16 protein-coding genes and 2 pseudogenes are annotated in these 16180 nt (G+C 44.4%); 16 read left to right on the plus strand and 2 right to left on the minus strand.

All coding sequences use genetic code 11. The annotated features are described in order from the left end of the window. Positions 1-14 precede the first annotated feature (14 nt). The 10 genes from ABT997_RS04370 to ABT997_RS04415 all read left to right on the plus strand — a co-directional run bounded on the left by ABT997_RS04370 (position 15) and on the right by ABT997_RS04415 (position 8285). Positions 15-1388, plus strand: coding sequence for a M20/M25/M40 family metallo-hydrolase (locus ABT997_RS04370; RefSeq protein ID WP_125334839.1), 1374 nt, complete (start codon positions 15-17; stop codon positions 1386-1388). Beyond that, positions 1381-2448 carry a methionine ABC transporter ATP-binding protein gene (locus tag ABT997_RS04375; RefSeq protein ID WP_350018837.1) on the plus strand — a complete coding sequence of 356 codons (1068 nt, stop codon included), beginning with the start codon at positions 1381-1383 and terminating at the stop codon, positions 2446-2448. The genes ABT997_RS04370 and ABT997_RS04375 overlap by 8 nt, the downstream gene beginning before the upstream one ends. Continuing rightward, the gene (locus ABT997_RS04380; RefSeq protein WP_006595735.1) at positions 2445-3137 is read left to right on the plus strand and encodes a methionine ABC transporter permease; all 693 of its coding nucleotides are present in this window, start codon (positions 2445-2447) and stop codon (positions 3135-3137) included. The genes ABT997_RS04375 and ABT997_RS04380 overlap by 4 nt, the downstream gene beginning before the upstream one ends. Positions 3138-3152: 15 nt before the next feature. Further along, positions 3153-3731, plus strand: coding sequence for an MptD family putative ECF transporter S component (locus ABT997_RS04385; protein ID WP_350018838.1), 579 nt, complete (start codon positions 3153-3155; stop codon positions 3729-3731). Positions 3732-3748: 17 nt separating this feature from the next. After that, positions 3749-4597: an SAM hydrolase/SAM-dependent halogenase family protein gene (locus ABT997_RS04390; RefSeq protein ID WP_006595737.1), complete on the plus strand. Its 849-nt coding sequence runs from the start codon at positions 3749-3751 to the stop codon at positions 4595-4597. A 13-nt stretch (positions 4598-4610) separates the two neighbouring features. Beyond that, positions 4611-5162, plus strand: coding sequence for an ECF-type riboflavin transporter substrate-binding protein (locus ABT997_RS04395; protein ID WP_350018839.1), 552 nt, complete (start codon positions 4611-4613; stop codon positions 5160-5162). Positions 5163-5454: 292 nt separating this feature from the next. Beyond that, positions 5455-5649, plus strand: a complete 195-nt coding sequence (locus ABT997_RS04400; protein WP_003005328.1) for a helix-turn-helix transcriptional regulator — start codon at positions 5455-5457, stop codon at positions 5647-5649. 28 nt (positions 5650-5677) lie between these two features. Then, positions 5678-6154 carry a DUF6773 family protein gene (locus ABT997_RS04405; RefSeq protein WP_350018840.1) on the plus strand — a complete coding sequence of 159 codons (477 nt, stop codon included), beginning with the start codon at positions 5678-5680 and terminating at the stop codon, positions 6152-6154. A gap of 157 nt (positions 6155-6311) precedes the next feature. After that, a complete protein-coding gene (trhO, locus tag ABT997_RS04410; protein ID WP_006595741.1) occupies positions 6312-7295 on the plus strand; it encodes an oxygen-dependent tRNA uridine(34) hydroxylase TrhO in 984 nt (327 codons plus the stop codon). A 93-nt stretch (positions 7296-7388) separates the two neighbouring features. Then, positions 7389-8285, plus strand: coding sequence for a DUF4299 family protein (locus ABT997_RS04415; protein ID WP_350018841.1), 897 nt, complete (start codon positions 7389-7391; stop codon positions 8283-8285). Positions 8286-8318: 33 nt separating this feature from the next. On the opposite strand, the gene ABT997_RS04420 is transcribed toward ABT997_RS04415, so the two are convergent. Continuing rightward, complete coding sequence (locus ABT997_RS04420; protein WP_167470833.1) at positions 8319-9599, minus strand: uracil-xanthine permease family protein; 1281 nt, start codon at positions 9597-9599, stop codon at positions 8319-8321. Between the two features lie 662 nt (positions 9600-10261). Here ABT997_RS04420 and ABT997_RS04425 point away from each other — a divergent pair. The 6 genes and pseudogenes from ABT997_RS04425 (at position 10262) to ABT997_RS04445 (ending at position 15276) form a co-directional block, all read left to right on the plus strand. Continuing rightward, positions 10262-11035, plus strand: coding sequence for a nucleoside phosphorylase (locus tag ABT997_RS04425; RefSeq protein WP_350018881.1), 774 nt, complete (start codon positions 10262-10264; stop codon positions 11033-11035). Beyond that, a pseudogene (locus ABT997_RS09805) lies at positions 11036-11887 on the plus strand (ATP-binding cassette domain-containing protein); the annotation flags it as partial. 27 nt (positions 11888-11914) lie between these two features. Next, positions 11915-12718, plus strand: a pseudogene (locus ABT997_RS09810) (energy-coupling factor ABC transporter ATP-binding protein); the annotation flags it as partial. After that, positions 12711-13541 carry an energy-coupling factor transporter transmembrane component T family protein gene (locus tag ABT997_RS04435; protein ID WP_125329119.1) on the plus strand — a complete coding sequence of 277 codons (831 nt, stop codon included), beginning with the start codon at positions 12711-12713 and terminating at the stop codon, positions 13539-13541. The pseudogene ABT997_RS09810 and the gene ABT997_RS04435, both read left to right, overlap by 8 nt. 4 nt (positions 13542-13545) lie before the next feature. Continuing rightward, positions 13546-14301, plus strand: coding sequence for an SDR family oxidoreductase (locus ABT997_RS04440; RefSeq protein ID WP_350018843.1), 756 nt, complete (start codon positions 13546-13548; stop codon positions 14299-14301). A gap of 72 nt (positions 14302-14373) precedes the next feature. Continuing rightward, positions 14374-15276 carry a carbohydrate kinase family protein gene (locus ABT997_RS04445; RefSeq protein ID WP_350018844.1) on the plus strand — a complete coding sequence of 301 codons (903 nt, stop codon included), beginning with the start codon at positions 14374-14376 and terminating at the stop codon, positions 15274-15276. Positions 15277-15453: 177 nt separating this feature from the next. Here ABT997_RS04445 and rsmG read toward each other — a convergent pair whose 3' ends face one another. Then, positions 15454-16167, minus strand: a complete 714-nt coding sequence (rsmG, locus tag ABT997_RS04450; protein ID WP_048716547.1) for a 16S rRNA (guanine(527)-N(7))-methyltransferase RsmG — start codon at positions 16165-16167, stop codon at positions 15454-15456. Positions 16168-16180: the final 13 nt, after the last annotated feature.

Raw genomic sequence — 16180 nt, forward strand, 5'->3', positions numbered from 1 at the left:
AGTAGGAGGAAATGATGTCCAATCCAAGAGAGACAGAACAAATACGCAAATTTGAAAATGATGAGGTGGCTCAGCATTATTTTGAAGTCCTGAGGACCCTCATTTCCAAGCGCTCCATTTTTGCCCAGCAGATTGGCTTAAAGGAAGTGGCGACCTATTTGGGAGAAATTTTCACAGCTGCAGGAGCTAAGGTAACTGTGGATGACAGTTACACAGCGCCATTTGTCATTGCTAAATTTGTTTCACCCAATCCGGACGCGAAGACCATCATTTTCTACAACCATTACGATACTGTTCCAGCAGATGGCGACCAACCTTGGACGAGTGATCCCTTTACGCTGTCGGTCCATTACGGGACCATGTATGGTCGAGGGGTAGACGATGACAAGGGGCATATTACTGCACGCTTGACGGCTATTCGCAAATATATCCGTGAGAATGGCGACCTGCCGGTCAACATTACCTTTATCATCGAAGGAGCAGAAGAATCTGCTTCGACCGACCTGGATAAGTATCTAGCCAAACACAAAAAACACTTGCGTGGGGCAGATCTCTTAGTCTGGGAACAAGGGACTCGTAACCAACAAGGGGAACTGGAAATCTCGGGTGGCAACAAGGGGATTGTTACCTTTGACATGGTGGTCAAAAGTGCAGATGTGGATATCCATTCTAGCTATGGTGGAGTGGTGGAATCAGCATCTTGGTATCTGCTCAATGGTTTGTCCAGTCTTCGAGATAAAGACGGTCGCATCCTGGTGGATGGCCTCTATGACTTGATTGAGGAACCTAACGAGCGGGAACTGGCCCTAATTGATCGGTATGCCAATAAAACGGCGGACGATGTGACAGAAATCTACAATCTCCAATTGCCTATCTTGAAAGAAGAACGAAGTGAGTTCTTAAAACGTTTTTATTTTGAGCCAGCTATGAACATTGAAGGATTGGGAACAGGGTATCAGGGACAAGGAGTCAAGACGATTCTCCCTGCAGAAGCTCGAGCCAAGATGGAAGTTCGGTTGGTGCCAGGCTTGGAACCTAAACAAGTCTTGGAGTTGATTCGTAAACAATTGGATCAGAATGGCTTTGAGAAGATTGAACTTGTTTTCACACTAGGGGAAATGAGCTATCGGAGTGATATGAGTGCACCGTCCATTCTCAACGTGATAGATTTGGCCAAACGCTTTTATCCAGAAGGGGTCTGTGTCCTTCCGACAACCGCAGGCACTGGTCCCATGCATACGGTCTTTGAGGCCTTGCAAGTTCCAATGGCTGCCTTTGGTATCGGAAATGCCAATAGTCGAGATCATGGTGGGGATGAAAATGTGAAAATTGCAGACTACTATACCCATATTGAATTAATTAAGGAGTTAATCACAAGTTATGAGTAAAGAAATTATCAAACTGGACCATATCGATGTTACCTTTCATCAGAAAAAACGTGAAATTGCAGCCGTGAAGGATGTGACCATTCATATCAATGAAGGGGATATTTACGGGATTGTTGGGTATTCTGGTGCAGGGAAGTCAACGCTTGTACGGGTCATCAATCTCTTGCAAGTACCGTCAGCAGGTACTATCACCGTAGATGGTGATGTCATCTATCAAGATCGGGTGACCTTGAATGCTGCGGCTTTACGCCAAAAACGCCGGGACATTGGTATGATTTTCCAACACTTCAATCTTATGGCCCAAATGACTGCAGCTGAAAATGTGGCCTTCGCCCTCAAACATTCAAATTTGTCTAAAGAGCAAAAGGCTGAAAAAGTGGCTAAGTTGTTGGAACTAGTAGGACTGTCAGATCGGGCGGACAACTATCCTGCTCAATTGTCAGGTGGACAAAAACAACGGGTGGCGATTGCGCGTGCGCTCGCCAACGATCCAAAGATTTTGATTTCTGACGAATCAACATCTGCCCTAGATCCAAAAACGACCAAACAAATCCTTGCTCTTCTGCAAGAGCTGAATCAGAAATTGGGCTTGACAGTGGTCTTGATTACCCACGAAATGCAAATTGTCAAAGACATTGCCAATAGGGTTGCTGTTATGCAAAATGGTGAATTGATTGAAGAAGGTTCTGTTTTAGATATCTTCTCTAATCCTAAGAACGAATTGACACAAGACTTCATCACAACTGCAACAGGAATCGAGGAAGCTATGGTGAAAATCAACCAGCAACAAATTGTTAAGAAATTGCCGGCTGATTCTGTTTTGGCCCATTTGAAATATTCTGGTTCGGTGACAGACACAGCGATAATCAACGATATTTATAAACAGTACCAAGTGTCTGCTAATATTCTACACGGAAATATTGAAATTTTGGATCATACCCCTGTTGGTGAGTTGGTTGTTATCCTTACTGGGGAAGCAGCGAATCTAACTGCAGCACAGCGGGATCTAAAAGCAGCAGGTGTTTCTGTGCGTGTCTTAAAAGAAGGGAGTAATGCATGATTGACTTTATTCAAACCTATCTACCAAATGTTTACCGGATGGGCTGGAGTGGCCAAGCTGGATGGGGAACAGCGATTTATCTGACCCTTTACATGACCTTTATCTCTTTTGTGATTGGTGGTTTATTGGGACTCATTGCAGGATTATTATTAGTCTTGACAGCACCTGGTGGGATTATCGAGAATAAATTGGTTTTCCATATCTTGGATAAAATCACGTCCATCTTCCGTGCCATTCCTTTTATCATCTTGCTAGCCTTGATCAATCCCTTTACTCGTATGATTGTCGGAACTGGGATTGGTCCTACGGCGGCCTTAGTTCCCCTATCTTTAGCTGTCTTTCCTTTCTTTGCTCGCCAAGTTCAAGTCGTTTTGTCTGAATTGGACCGTGGGGTGATTGAAGCAGCTCAAGCTAGTGGGGCAACATTTTGGGATATTGTTGGTGTCTACCTTCGTGAAGGACTTCCTGATTTGATTCGTGTCACAACCGTTACCCTCATTTCCTTGGTTGGTGAAACAGCCATGGCGGGTGCGATTGGAGCAGGTGGTCTCGGAAACGTCGCTATTTCATATGGTTACCAACGCTTTAATAATGACGTTACCTTGCTAGCAACCTTCTTGATTCTGCTTTTGATTTTCTTTATTCAGTTTATCGGTGATTTCTTGACCAAGAAAATTAGCCACCGGTAAGGATGGGATAGATACATGAAAATAATACAGAAACATCAGTTTAAGCAGGTTGCGGCCTTTGCAGGCTTGTATTTTCTTGCCATTGGCTTAGGTGTCCTACTTGGAAGTCTGGTTGATCATCAAGGCAACATGTTCTATGCTCCAGCCTTCTCTGCCCTGGTTGGTGGAGGAATCTATCAGGTCTATGTTGAGAAAATTCAACGAACAGGAGCCATTCTAGTCGTTGCTCTTGTGATTGGTGCTTTTTTCCTTTTCACTCGTCATGGAGCTGGAGCTTTTCTGCCTGCTCTTGTTGGAGGGCTTTTGGCAGAATTGGTCGCAGGCCGTGGCCACTACCAGTCGAAGTTAGGCAATGCGGTGTCTTTCCTCCTCTTTTCCTTTACGACGACAGGGCCTATCCTTATGATGTGGTTCCAACCAGCTAGTTATCGTGCTTCTTTACTAGCCCGTGGGAAGTCGATGGATTATATCGAACGCGTTATGGTACCGTCGAATATGGGAACGGTGAGCTGGTTTTTATTGACCCTTCTTCTTGGAGCTCTGCTAGGTTATCTTCTGGGACAATTGGTCTGTCAAAAACTAAATAGAAAATAACATAATGGAGAAGAAACATGCACAATAATTTACTAGTCCTTCAGTCAGACTTTGGTCTGGTGGATGGGGCTGTCTCTGCTATGATTGGAGTAGCTTTAGAGGAATCACCCACCCTCAAGATTCACCACTTGACTCATGATATTACACCTTATAATATCTTTGAAGGAAGTTACCGCCTCTTTCAGACGGTGGATTACTGGCCAGAAGGGACAACCTTTGTATCGGTCGTCGATCCGGGTGTCGGCTCCAAACGTAAAAGTGTTGTAGCCAAAACGGCCAAGAATCAATACATTGTTACACCGGATAATGGGACCCTCTCTTTCATCAAGAAACATGTAGGAATCGTTGCCATTCGTGAGATTTCAGAGGTGAAGAACCGCCGGGCCAATACAGAGTTTTCTTATACCTTCCACGGGCGTGATGTCTATGCCTATACAGGAGCTAAGTTAGCCAGTGGTCATATCAGCTTTGAGGAAGTGGGACCAGAACTCAGTGTCGAACACATTGTAGAAATCCCTGTGGTGGAAACTGTTATGGAGGACAATCTTGTCAAAGGAGCCGTTGACATCTTGGATGTGCGCTTTGGTTCTCTTTGGACCTCGATTACTCGGGAAGAGTTTAATCATTTGGAACCCGAATTTGGGGAACGCTTTGAAGTAACCATCTATAACAATGACATGCTGGTTTACCAAAACCAAGTAACCTACGGCAAGTCTTTCGCCGATGTGCGGATTGGACAGCCGATCCTGTATATCAATTCCCTCTATCGTGTTGGCCTTGCCATCAACCAGGGATCCTTTGCTAAGGCCTATAATGTAGGAGTTGGGGCTTCTTGGCATATCGAAATTAGAAAAATGGAAAATTAATAGGAGATAAAATATGAAACAAAAACAAGCTTTTTCAATTAAGGATGTTGTAGCTATCGGGGTTGGAGCAGCCCTCTTTGTGGTCATTGCGATGATTCCAATTCCAGCGCCAGCTCCAAATACCAACATTCAGTTGCAATACGCCCTTCAAGCCCTCTTTAGTGTGGTCTTTGGTCCGATTGTTGGTTTCTTAATGGGCTTTATCGGTCATGCTATTAAAGATGCGATGACTTATGGCCTCTGGTGGACTTGGATCATTTCTAGTGGCTTGTTTGGTCTCTTTGTTGGTTTCTTCCGTAAACAAATCGGTGACCTCAAAGGAGAAGTGACCAAGAAAGAATTGATCGTCTTTAACGTTGTGCAAGTCATTGCCAACTTGCTTATTTGGGGATTGATTGCTCCGATTGGGGATGTGATGATTTACAAAGAAAGTGCCAACAAGGTCTTCCTTCAGGGTGTTGTAGCAGGTTCTGTCAATGCTTTAGTGGTAGCTATTGCAGGTTCACTCCTCTTGATTGCCTATGCTCGTACCCAAACAAAAGACGGAAGTTTGTCTAAAGACTAATCATAAATAAGAAGAGAGAGTGGGACAGAAATCGGTAATTCGTTAGAATTCGATTTCGTCGTCCCACCTCCGCACAGTTGAGTAGGGCTGTAAAAGCTGATGTAATCAGCGTAGTAAAGCCCACTCAACCACTGCGTCTTACTCGACAATCCAAAGACATTTGAGAGGCTAGGACTTTTATCCCAGCCTCTTTTTGTGAGCAAAAAATATTTTTTACAAAATGTAAGACATATGTTGCAAAATAGAAAATATAGTGTATAATAGAGCTATAAAAACAAGAAAGGAAAAGCATGTGGCGAAAAATCTCAAATTAAAAATGGCCCGGGTCGAGCATGATATGACCCAGGGGGATCTTGCAGATGCCATCGGGGTGACGCGTCAGACCATTGGCCTGATCGAGGCAGGGAAGTACAATCCGACCCTCAGCCTCTGCCTAGCAATTTGTAAGACCTTGGATAAGACGCTGGATCAACTATTCTGGGAGTAACAGTTTTAACAAAAGAAAGAGGAAATATATGAAACAAAAGAAAGAACCAATTGTAAAAGATGAGCGGACCATGCTGCTTGATGGAAAAATTGCAGGGGAACTTGTTCTAGGAATGACCTGCTTTATTGCAGTCTCTGCCTTTGTGAAGGCTAGTATCCTGGACTTAGACCTAGTAGCTTATATTCCAGAGCTCATTCTCTTGATTGTCATGGGAGCTTATGCCTTTGTGAGAAGGATCAGTTCAGGGATTGATGTTCGAGATATGTTAGAAAAAGATAGCTGGTTCAGCCGCATTGGGTCAGGCATCCTATTTGCCTTATTTGTGATTGCAACAGATGTGATTGGGAAGCGAGAAACGATGAGCTTTATGTTCGCTCCCAAGTATCTGCTCAAGATCGTTCTTGCCATTTTCGTCTTTGCCCTTTTGACTTATCTGTTAGAGAAACCACTTGCCTTCATCAATCGGAAAAAACAGAAGAAGATCGAGGCAGAGTTGGAGGACTAAGGGGGAGCTCATAAAGTTATTTAATAATTTGAATAAAAGTCTGGAACACCAGGCTTTTATTTTTCAGTCAAATTAATTGCATCCCGTATGGAGGCAGAGTATACTAGAATGGTTGAATGAAAAATTCTGATAATTTAATCTTAGAAAAGAGAATCTTATGGCAAAACCTATTCGTGTTTTACTTTACTATAAATATGTTCCCATCGAAAATGCCGAGCAATTTGCGGCAGACCACTTGGCTTTCTGTAAATCAATCGGGCTCAAGGGCCGTATCCTAGTGGCTGACGAAGGAATCAACGGTACTGTTTCTGGCGACTACGAAACTACGCAAAAGTACATGGACTACGTTCACAGTCTTCCAGGCATGGAAGACCTCTGGTTCAAGATGGATGAGGAAGAAGAGCAAGCTTTCAAGAAGATGTTTGTTCGCTATAAAAAGGAAATTGTCCATCTTGGTTTAGAGGATGATAACTTCGATAACGACATTAACCCCCTTGAAACGACAGGTGCTTACTTGTCGCCAAAAGAATTTAAAGAAGCTCTTCTAGACGAGGATACAGTTGTCCTTGATACTCGTAACGACTACGAGTACGACCTTGGACACTTCCGTGGGGCTATTCGTCCAGATATCCGCAACTTCCGTGAGTTGCCACAATGGGTCCGTGATAACAAAGAGAAATTTATGGACAAGCGTGTCGTAGTTTACTGTACAGGTGGAGTCCGTTGTGAGAAATTCTCAGGCTGGATGGTGCGTGAAGGCTACAAAGATGTTGGCCAATTGCATGGTGGTATCGCAACTTACGGAAAAGACCCAGAAGTTCAAGGAGAGCTATGGGATGGTAAAATGTACGTCTTTGACGAGCGGATTGCTGTCGATGTTAACCATGTTGATCCAAGTGTTGTCGGAAAAGATTGGTTTGATGGAACACCATGTGAACGCTATGTCAACTGTGGAAATCCTTTCTGTAACCGTCGCATCTTGACTTCAGAAGAAAACGAAGACAAATACCTCCGTGGTTGCTCACATGAGTGCCGTGTTCATCCACGCAATCGCTATGTAGAAGAACACAACTTGTCACAAGCAGAGGTTGCTGAGCGTTTGGCTGTTATCGGTGAGACGCTTGATGGAACTCTTGCATAAGTTAAAAACAGCCGAAAGGCTGTTTTTTCTATGGAAAGTCATGAAAATTTGTGCTATAATTTGGTAAGCGATTACAAAAAAAGGAGAAAACAAATGTCCGTTGTGTTTTCAATTCGAAATAAAAAGAGTATGTTTGGCTATCAAAAGGTGATGCCAGCTAAAGATGTATTAAATTTGGTGGAGGGAATTCTTACTTACAGTTTTGAGGAAGCTATGCTTGGTCGCTCTCTCAAAGATTTTCCAGCTATGATGTGTATCCGTTATGGCAAGAGCTGCTTGCCCATCATCCTTCGTTATCTGGATCAAGAACATGCTTACCAATTCATCCTTGCAGATTTTGCCACCCTTGAAGATTGGCGACTCATCTTAGAATGGCTCAGTGCCCTAGCTCGCCAGTTAGGAAATGAGATTCACGATAATTTGGGGACCAGCTATGACGCAGACTCTATTTTCTCTTTTGACTATGAGAACTATTTGCTGAAGAATCTACAGAATTTAGAAAAAGATCCAGACCTCCATCAATACCAGCTTCAGGGTTTCGCTCATCCTGTGATTTTAGATCGTGAGCTCCTTCGTAAAATTCTAGACTCCGCTCAACCTTTAGAGGAGTTCAGTCAAGTGGTTAAAAAGGTTCAATACAGCTCCGCCTTCTTTAGTCAAGTTCGTTTCTACAGACAGAACGAAACGGGAGGTATTATTGGCAGTTACAGTCTAACAGAAGATACGGATACTGTCTTGCCACGAGTGCCTTTTGTACCTGCTGAGTTTGTAGAGAAGGTGAATATGGATGAAATCATCGACTGGAAAGTGAATTTAGTGGAAATTACTGGAAATCCCGATATGCCAGAGAGTTATAAGCCAGTGGCAGCTGTGACTTTAGAAGCCTTACTGAGTTCTTTGGACTCAAGTGAATTTGAATTGTTGGATGCCAATCAAATTGAAATCAAAAAATTGTCTAAGGAACGTTTGTTGCAATTAGCCCAACTCTAATAAAAAAGTTCTCAATTCTGAGAACTTTTTCTTTTAGTTTGATTCATGTGGCAAGATCAAGTTGAGGATGATTCCTGTCATAGCTGAGAGAGCTGTTCCTGCGAGGGTCACTGGACCAAGTTTCAGAGTTGCTCCACCAAGTCCAAGAACCAACATAGCGCTTGCAATAATCAAGTTGCGCATCAAGCTGAAGTCGACGCGTTCTTTAATCAAAACTTTCAAACCGTTACTTGCGATAACTCCGTAGAGAAGGATGGACATTCCACCGAGAACAGAGTTTGGAATGGTAGAAATGAGGGCAGTAAACTTACCAAAGAAGCTCAAAGAAAGAGCGATCAAGGCAGCATTTCGGATAACGGAAACAGAAGCGATACGGGTCATTCCGATTACACCGGTGTTTTCTCCATAAGTGGTATTGGCTGGACCACCAAGGAAGGCTGATACAGAAGTTGCAATCCCATCACCAAGAAGGGTACGATGAAGTCCTGGTTGTTTCAAGAATTGACGGCCACAGATTTGGCTAAGCACTGTATGGTCACCGATATGTTCTGAAATCGTTACGATAGCGATTGGCAAGATGGCAATGGTTTCAGGCCCAAAATACAAGTTGTATTGTTTGAAGGCACCACCTGTATTGAAAGGAAGATAGAAGCCAGGAATCTCAAACCAGTTGGCTTTGAGGACTGGATCGAAGTTAACCAAGCCCAAGCAGACTGCGAAGACATAGCCACCGATAATGGCAAAGAGGAAAGGAATAATTTTGAAGAAGCCTTTTCCTTTGGTGTTGATGAAGGCAGCGATCAGGAAGGTCACGACAGCGACAAGGGCATTTTTCCAGTCTCCTCCTTCGACAAAACCGGCGTTCTTAACAGCTGATCCTGCAAGCCCTAAACCAATGACGATGATCATAGGTCCAATAACAACGGCAGGAAGCAATTTGTCAATCCAGCGAGTGCCAGCAACTTTAACCCCTGCAGCAACAAGCACGTAGATCAGACCAGTCAGAATAACCCCAGTTTGTGCTGCATCGACTTTTCCGCCCATTTCCTTCATCGCCAAAGCCATAGCGGTGATAAAGGCGAAGGAAGAGCCGAGGTAAACAGGGACTTTAAAGCCGGTACAAGTCATATAGATCAGCGTCCCAACGCCTGATGCAAAGAGCGCAACAGATACGGGCATACCTAAGATGAGTGGTACCAGGATGGTTGCCCCAAACATGGCAAATACGTGTTGGAAACTTAATAAGATTCCTTTTAGGGGTGCCGGATTTTGGTCGACATCCAGGAGCAAATCAACAGTTGATTCTTCTTTCATAATAACCTCACTTTTGGGCACCAAAAAAGAGCCCATGATTTTTTGCATAGCAAGGGCCCTCAGATTGTTCATATTCTGTGTCTTTGTCACCTCACAGGATGACATTAAAAACCTTTGCTTCTAAGAAGTATAGCAGAAAAAATTCGTTTTGTAAACGAATTTTTCCCGAGCCTGAAAACACGAGAGCGAGGTTCGTTTTGTAAACGAATTTTTCCCGAGCCCGAAAATGAGAAAGCGAGGTAGGAGTTAGTAAGTGTTATCTATTATCATCAAGAAAGAGGTCTGCGATAGACGCAGTGGTTGAGTGGCCCATCCCCGCTCTAATTCTCGCTTGGATGGCCCTACTCAACTTTGCGGGGGAGGACGACGAATCCGTCATTTTAAATGGTAACCGATTTCTGTCCCTCTCCCTTTTCCCGAGCCTGAAAACAAGAAAGCGAGGAGGGAGTCATTAAGGTTTTCATTTTTGCATCAGAAAAGAGGTCAGCGATTGACGAAGTAGGTGTGTGCTCCCTCTTTATTTTTTTGGGAGGACAGCTGTGTTGTTTCCTAGCACAAAAGGCGAACAAGTGGGGCTTCTCGCTCCTTTGTTAGAAGGAAAGAAGCCGGTTTTATGGTATAATAGAGGACTAGAAGTAGAATATATGAAAGAGGAGCAAGAGATGCTGTTAGAAGAATTTGATGCCAATCGACAGGCGATTATCAATCCACAAGACTTACACAAACCAATTGAAGGATTTCCCAAAGTAGTCATCTCTTGCTTTTCCAGAGTAACTTTTGCTCGCCTCCTTGAAAAATATGAACATGAGGTGATTGCAAGAACTTCCATGGCTAACTTTGAAGTCATTGTCTATGGGATTACGATTGAAGACCAAGAGATTGCTGTCTTTAATGCACCAGTTGGGGCTGCTTCCTGTGTGGGGATTATAGAGGATTTGATTCAATTTGGGATGGAAAAACTAGTGCTCTTTGGGACCTGTGGGGTTTTGGACCAAGATATTGAGGCGACCTCCATCATCATTCCAACAGCAGCTCTTAGAGACGAAGGGACCAGCTATCACTATCTTCCGGCTAGTGATGAAGTGGAAGTAAATAAGGAAAGCCTTCCTCTCTTCCAAGCTTTTCTGGACAGTCACAAGGTTTCTTATCAGTCAGGAAAAGTGTGGACAACCGATGCTCCCTATCGGGAAACCATCGACAAGATGAAGCGTCGAAAGGAAGCAGGAGCCATCTGCGTCGATATGGAGTGCTCTGCCGTGGCAGCCTTAGCAGCTTTTAGGGGCTTTGAACTCTGCCATTTCTTCTACGCAGCGGACCACCTCTCTGAAGAAAAATGGGATATCCGAACCTTATCTAGTCATGAGGACTTAGATGGTAAGGACCGAATCGCGGAGTTGGCAATGCAATTTGCGCTCTTATGGGAAAAGGCAAACTAAATGAAAGAAGCAATCATCGAATTGAAGGATTTTTCCTTCCAGTATAAGGCTCAGTCTGAGCCGACCTTAAAGGGGATTAACCTGACCATCTACGAGGGGGAAAAGGTCCTGATTGTGGGACCATCTGGCTCTGGTAAGTCAACCATTGGTCAGTGTCTAAACGGGATTATTCCCAATATCTATAAGGGAACCAGCAGTGGGCAATTTCTCATTCAGGGGACAGAAGCCTTTGATCATAGTATTTACGAAAAATCTCACTTGGTCAGTACGGTTTTACAGGATACGGATGGCCAGTTTATCGGTCTTAGTGTAGCAGAAGACTTGGCTTTTGCTCTTGAAAACGATATGGTGGAGCTGGAAAGTATGAAATCTCGGGTTCACACCTGGGCAGAGCGCTTGGACTTGAGCAAGCTCTTGGACCATCGGCCTCAAGATTTATCCGGTGGGCAAAAACAGCGGGTGAGCTTGGCTGGCGTCCTGATCGACGAAAGTCCGATCCTGCTCTTTGATGAGCCACTGGCTAATTTAGATCCCAAGTCGGGTCAGGATATCATTGATCTAATCGATCAAATTCATGAAGAGCAAGGGACAACAACCATTATCATCGAACACCGTTTAGAGGATGTGCTCTATCGTCCTATCGATCGGGTCATCTTGATCAATCAAGGGCAAGTCCTCTTTAATGGGGAGCCAGATGAGTTGTTGAGAACGACACTGCTGGCTGAAAATGGGATTCGAGAACCCCTCTATTTAACAACTCTTCGCCAGTTAGGCCAGGATATCAGCAAGCTACCGCATTTGGACAAGGTAGAAAAAATACCACTTGAAGATTTATCAGTAGAAATTCCAACTCCACATTTTGAAAAAGGTGCAGAGGCAGAGACAATCTTAGAGCTTGGTCATTTGAACTTTGCCTATCGAGAAAGCCAGCCTATTCTTAAAGATCTTTCTTTAACCGTTCTAAAAGGCCAACGGCTAGCGATTGTTGGTAAAAATGGGGCTGGAAAATCTACCCTTGCTAAGGCGATTTGTGGCTTCATCCAGACGGAAGGAACCTATTTCTCAAAGGGAGAGGATATCAAGGGTGATAGTGTCAAGGAGCGAGCAGAGAGAGTAGGTTATGTCCTGCAAAATCCTAACCAGATGATTTCATCGACCATGGTGTTTGATGAGGTAGCTCTCGGTCTTCGCTTGAGAAATGTCCCAGAGGACCAGATTGAAAGTCGTGTCCATCAAGCCTTGAAAACCTGTGGTCTCTACGAATTTCGTAAGTGGCCAATTTCTGCTCTATCTTATGGTCAGAAGAAGCGGGTGACCATCGCTTCGATTTTAGTATTGGGGCCTGAGGTTTTGGTACTGGATGAACCGACGGCAGGCCAGGATCAACGAAACTATACAGAAATTATGGATTTTCTTGATGAACTCCAGCAAAAGGGACATACCATTGTCATGATTACCCATGATATGCAACTGATGCTGGATTATTCCGACCGGGCAATTGTGGTCATGGATGGGCAGATTTTGGCAGATTTGACGCCGGCAGAGCTCTTGACCCAACCAGAAATTTTAAGACGGGCTAATTTGAAAGAAACGTCCATTTTTGCCTTGGCAAATCGACTTGGTGTCGATCCTCTTGCCTTGACCCAGTTTTATATGAATCAGAAAGGGGAAGGTCATGAATAATCGCTTAGTCGGCTACCATGCCGGAACCAGCTTTCTGCATCGCCTCTCAGGCGCTAGCAAGCTCCTTTTCTTATTGTTGGTATCATTAGCTGCCATGTTGAGTTACGATACTCGCTTGTTGTTGGTCATTGGTCTAGGTGCCCTCGCCTTATTTGCAACCTCAGGCATTCGTTTGAAAGACATCTCCTTTGTTCTGAGTTTTGCCTTAGCTTTTGCCCTGCTAAATGTCTTGATGGTCTATCTTTTTGCCCCTCAATATGGGGTAGAAATCTATGGAGCAAAGACAGTTCTTCTAGATGGTTTAGGGGCATATAGTATTACAGCCCAAGAGTTATTTTATCTCTTCAACCTAGCTTTGAAGTATGTGTGTACCATTCCCTTAGCTCTCATTTTCTTGATGACCACCCATCCCAGTCAGTTTGCTTCGAGTCTCAACCAGATTGGGGTGTCCTACAAGATTGCTTACTCAGTGAGCTTGACCTTGCGCTATATTCCAGATGTGCAGGAGGAATACCAGATTATCAAGCTCTCGCAAGAAGCAAGAGGCTTGGAGTTGTCCAAAAAGGCCAACTTTGTCCAACGGGTGAAGGGAAATCTTCAGATGATTTCTCCCTTGATTTTTAGTTCTTTGGAGCGGATTGAAACGATCTCTACGGCCATGGAACTGCGTCGCTTTGGAAAAAATAAAAAACGGACCTGGTACACCTATCAGGAGATGACCACTCGTGATCGCTTGATTATCTTAGGTTCAATCTTCATGGTGGTCTTGAGTATCGTCCTGATTTGGGTAAACAAAGGTCGCTTCTATAATCCTTGGAGGTAAGAAAATGGCAGAAACAATTTTTGTAACGGGAGCATCCGCAGGTTTTGGCCAAGCCATTTGTCGCCGCTTAGTTGCCGATGGGCAACGTGTGATTGGTGCTGCTAGACGCATTGAAAAATTACAGGCTCTTCAAGAAGAGCTGGGCGAAGCTTTTTATCCCCTTCAAATGGATGTGACGGATCTTTCTCAGGTGGATCATGCACTTGCCAGTTTGCCAAAAGCTTGGGAGAGAGTGGATGTTTTGGTCAATAATGCTGGCTTGGCCCTAGGCCTCGCTCCAGCTCATGAAGCAGAGGTTGCAGATTGGCTGACCATGATTCAGACCAATATTATCGGCTTGACCTATCTGACAAGGAAAATCTTGCCTCAGATGGTGGAACGAAATGATGGTTATGTCATCAATATGGGGTCAACTGCTGGGACAGTGCCTTATCCAGGGGCCAATGTGTATGGTGCTTCCAAGGCATTCGTTAAACAGTTTTCATTAAATCTGCGTGCGGACTTGGTTGGAAAACAGATTCGGGTGACCAACATTGAGCCAGGTCTCTGTGAAGGGACCGAGTTTTCGACGGTTCGCTTTAAAGGGGATGAAAAACGGGTAGAGGCTCTCTATCGAGACGCCCATGCCATTCAGCCTGAAGACATTGCCAACACTGTAGCTTGGCTCATCCAACAACCCAAGCATGTCAATGTCAACCGGATTGAAATCATGCCGGTTTCCCAAACCTTTGGTCCACAACCGATCTATCGGGGTGATTAGTTTTACTAACCAGCACGAACCGGTGCTGGTTATTTTTCCATGTTGAGGATAGAGAATAGGAGGGGGAAAACCATGTCAAAAGCCTTAGTGATTGGTTCTACTGTTTGTGATGTTATGGTCTATCTGGATCGACTACCGAGTCGGGAAGGAGACGCTCATATCCATGAGCAGACTTGGTCTCTTGGAGGGTGTGCCTTTAATGTGGTCTCCGTACTTCATGCTTTGGGTCAAAATGTTGACTTCATCTCGCCAGTGGGGACGGGTGTCTACGGGGACTTTGTCAAGGCAGAACTCGAGAGGCTGGGCATCCAGACTCCAATCTCAGTAACCGGGGCAAATGGTTGTTGTTATTGCTTTATTGAGTCGGATGGTGAACGAACCTTTTTATCAGATCATGGAGTAGAATATAGTTTTCAGAAGGAATGGCTCCAGTCTCTGGAGCAGGAAAGCTACGAATTTATTTATCTCTGTGGCCTTGAAGTCGAGGAGCCGACTGGATTGGAACTGATTCAATCTGTGTCAAAAATCAAAGGCCAAGTCATCTTTGCGCCAGGACCTCGAGGCCTCTTGATTCCCGAGGAGCGTTTGGAAGCCATCTATGATCTCCGCCCCATTCTCCATGTCAATGAGGCAGAAGCCAAGGCTTTTTCAGCTTGTGAAGAGATTGCTGATGCTGCTAAGAAGCTCTACCAAAGAACGGGTCAGTTAGTCATCGTCACCTTGGGAGAAAAAGGAGCGATCGCATACGATGGTAGGTTCTACGAGATGTCCGGATTTCCTACAGAAGTTCGTGATACCGTAGGTGCAGGAGACAGTCATCTGGGAGCCTTTTTAGCAGCATCCTTGCAAGGGCTAGATGTGGAGGATGCCTTAACCTTTGCTAACAAAGTCTCTAGCCAGATTGTTGCAAGTAAGGGCGTTCATCTGACTCAGGAACAGTACCAAGTACTAAGAGCAGAACTCGCACAAAACTAAAAAGGAGTAGGGAACATGTCCTACTCCTTATTTGACTTTATCTGCTTGTCTCTTTGTATCTTATTGAAATGAACACAGGCTGCGGATTGTGTCAAAAAGATGAATCCTCCTAGAATCTTTTGGATTCTGCGTCGAATTCCCTATTTTGACTTTATCCGCTTAGCCCTTTGTATCTTACTACAACGGACGCTTATTTGGCATGCCCGCTTTTCTTGGGTATTTATTAGGGGTTTCTTTTTTCTTTTCTACAAGAGTGATATAGCGTGGATCCCCATTAGGCAATTCATACTGTAGATTGTCTTCAACCTTGCTAAAGAGCAGATTGAGGGCGTTTTTGGCTTCCTCCAACTCTTCTGGAGCATTGCTAGCCTTGAGAGCAAGAAGCTGTCCCCCTACTTTCAGATAGGGAATGGTCAGTTCAGACAAGACCTGCATGCGGGCAACGGCGCGGGCAGTTACGATATCAAATTGGGCACGAAAGGCCTTGTCTTGTGCAAAGTCCTCAGCTCGTCCATGGTAGAAATGAACTCCGCTCAAGCCTAACTCTTCAGCTAGCAAGTGAAGGAAATTGATCCGCTTATTGAGGGAATCAATAATGGTCACATCTAGCTCAGGGAATAGGATCTTCATTGGTAGGCTTGGAAAGCCGGCACCAGCTCCGATATCCAAGAGACGGATGGGTTGATTTTCGATTAAACCCTGCAAAATGGGTGCGATAGAATCATAAAAATGCTTGAGATAGACTTCATCTTTATCGGTGATAGCGGTGAGATTAATTTTCTCATTCCATTCCACGAGGAGCTCGAAATAGCGTTCGTATTGCTCTTTTTGTCGATCAGTTAGTGGGAAGCCGAGGTCGGCTAAACGGTCATAAAATTCTTCTGGTTTCATAAGATAATTTTAC

The sequence above is a fragment of the Streptococcus australis genome, from assembly GCF_040226615.1.
GTDB classification, from domain to species: Bacteria; Bacillota; Bacilli; order Lactobacillales; family Streptococcaceae; genus Streptococcus; species Streptococcus australis_E.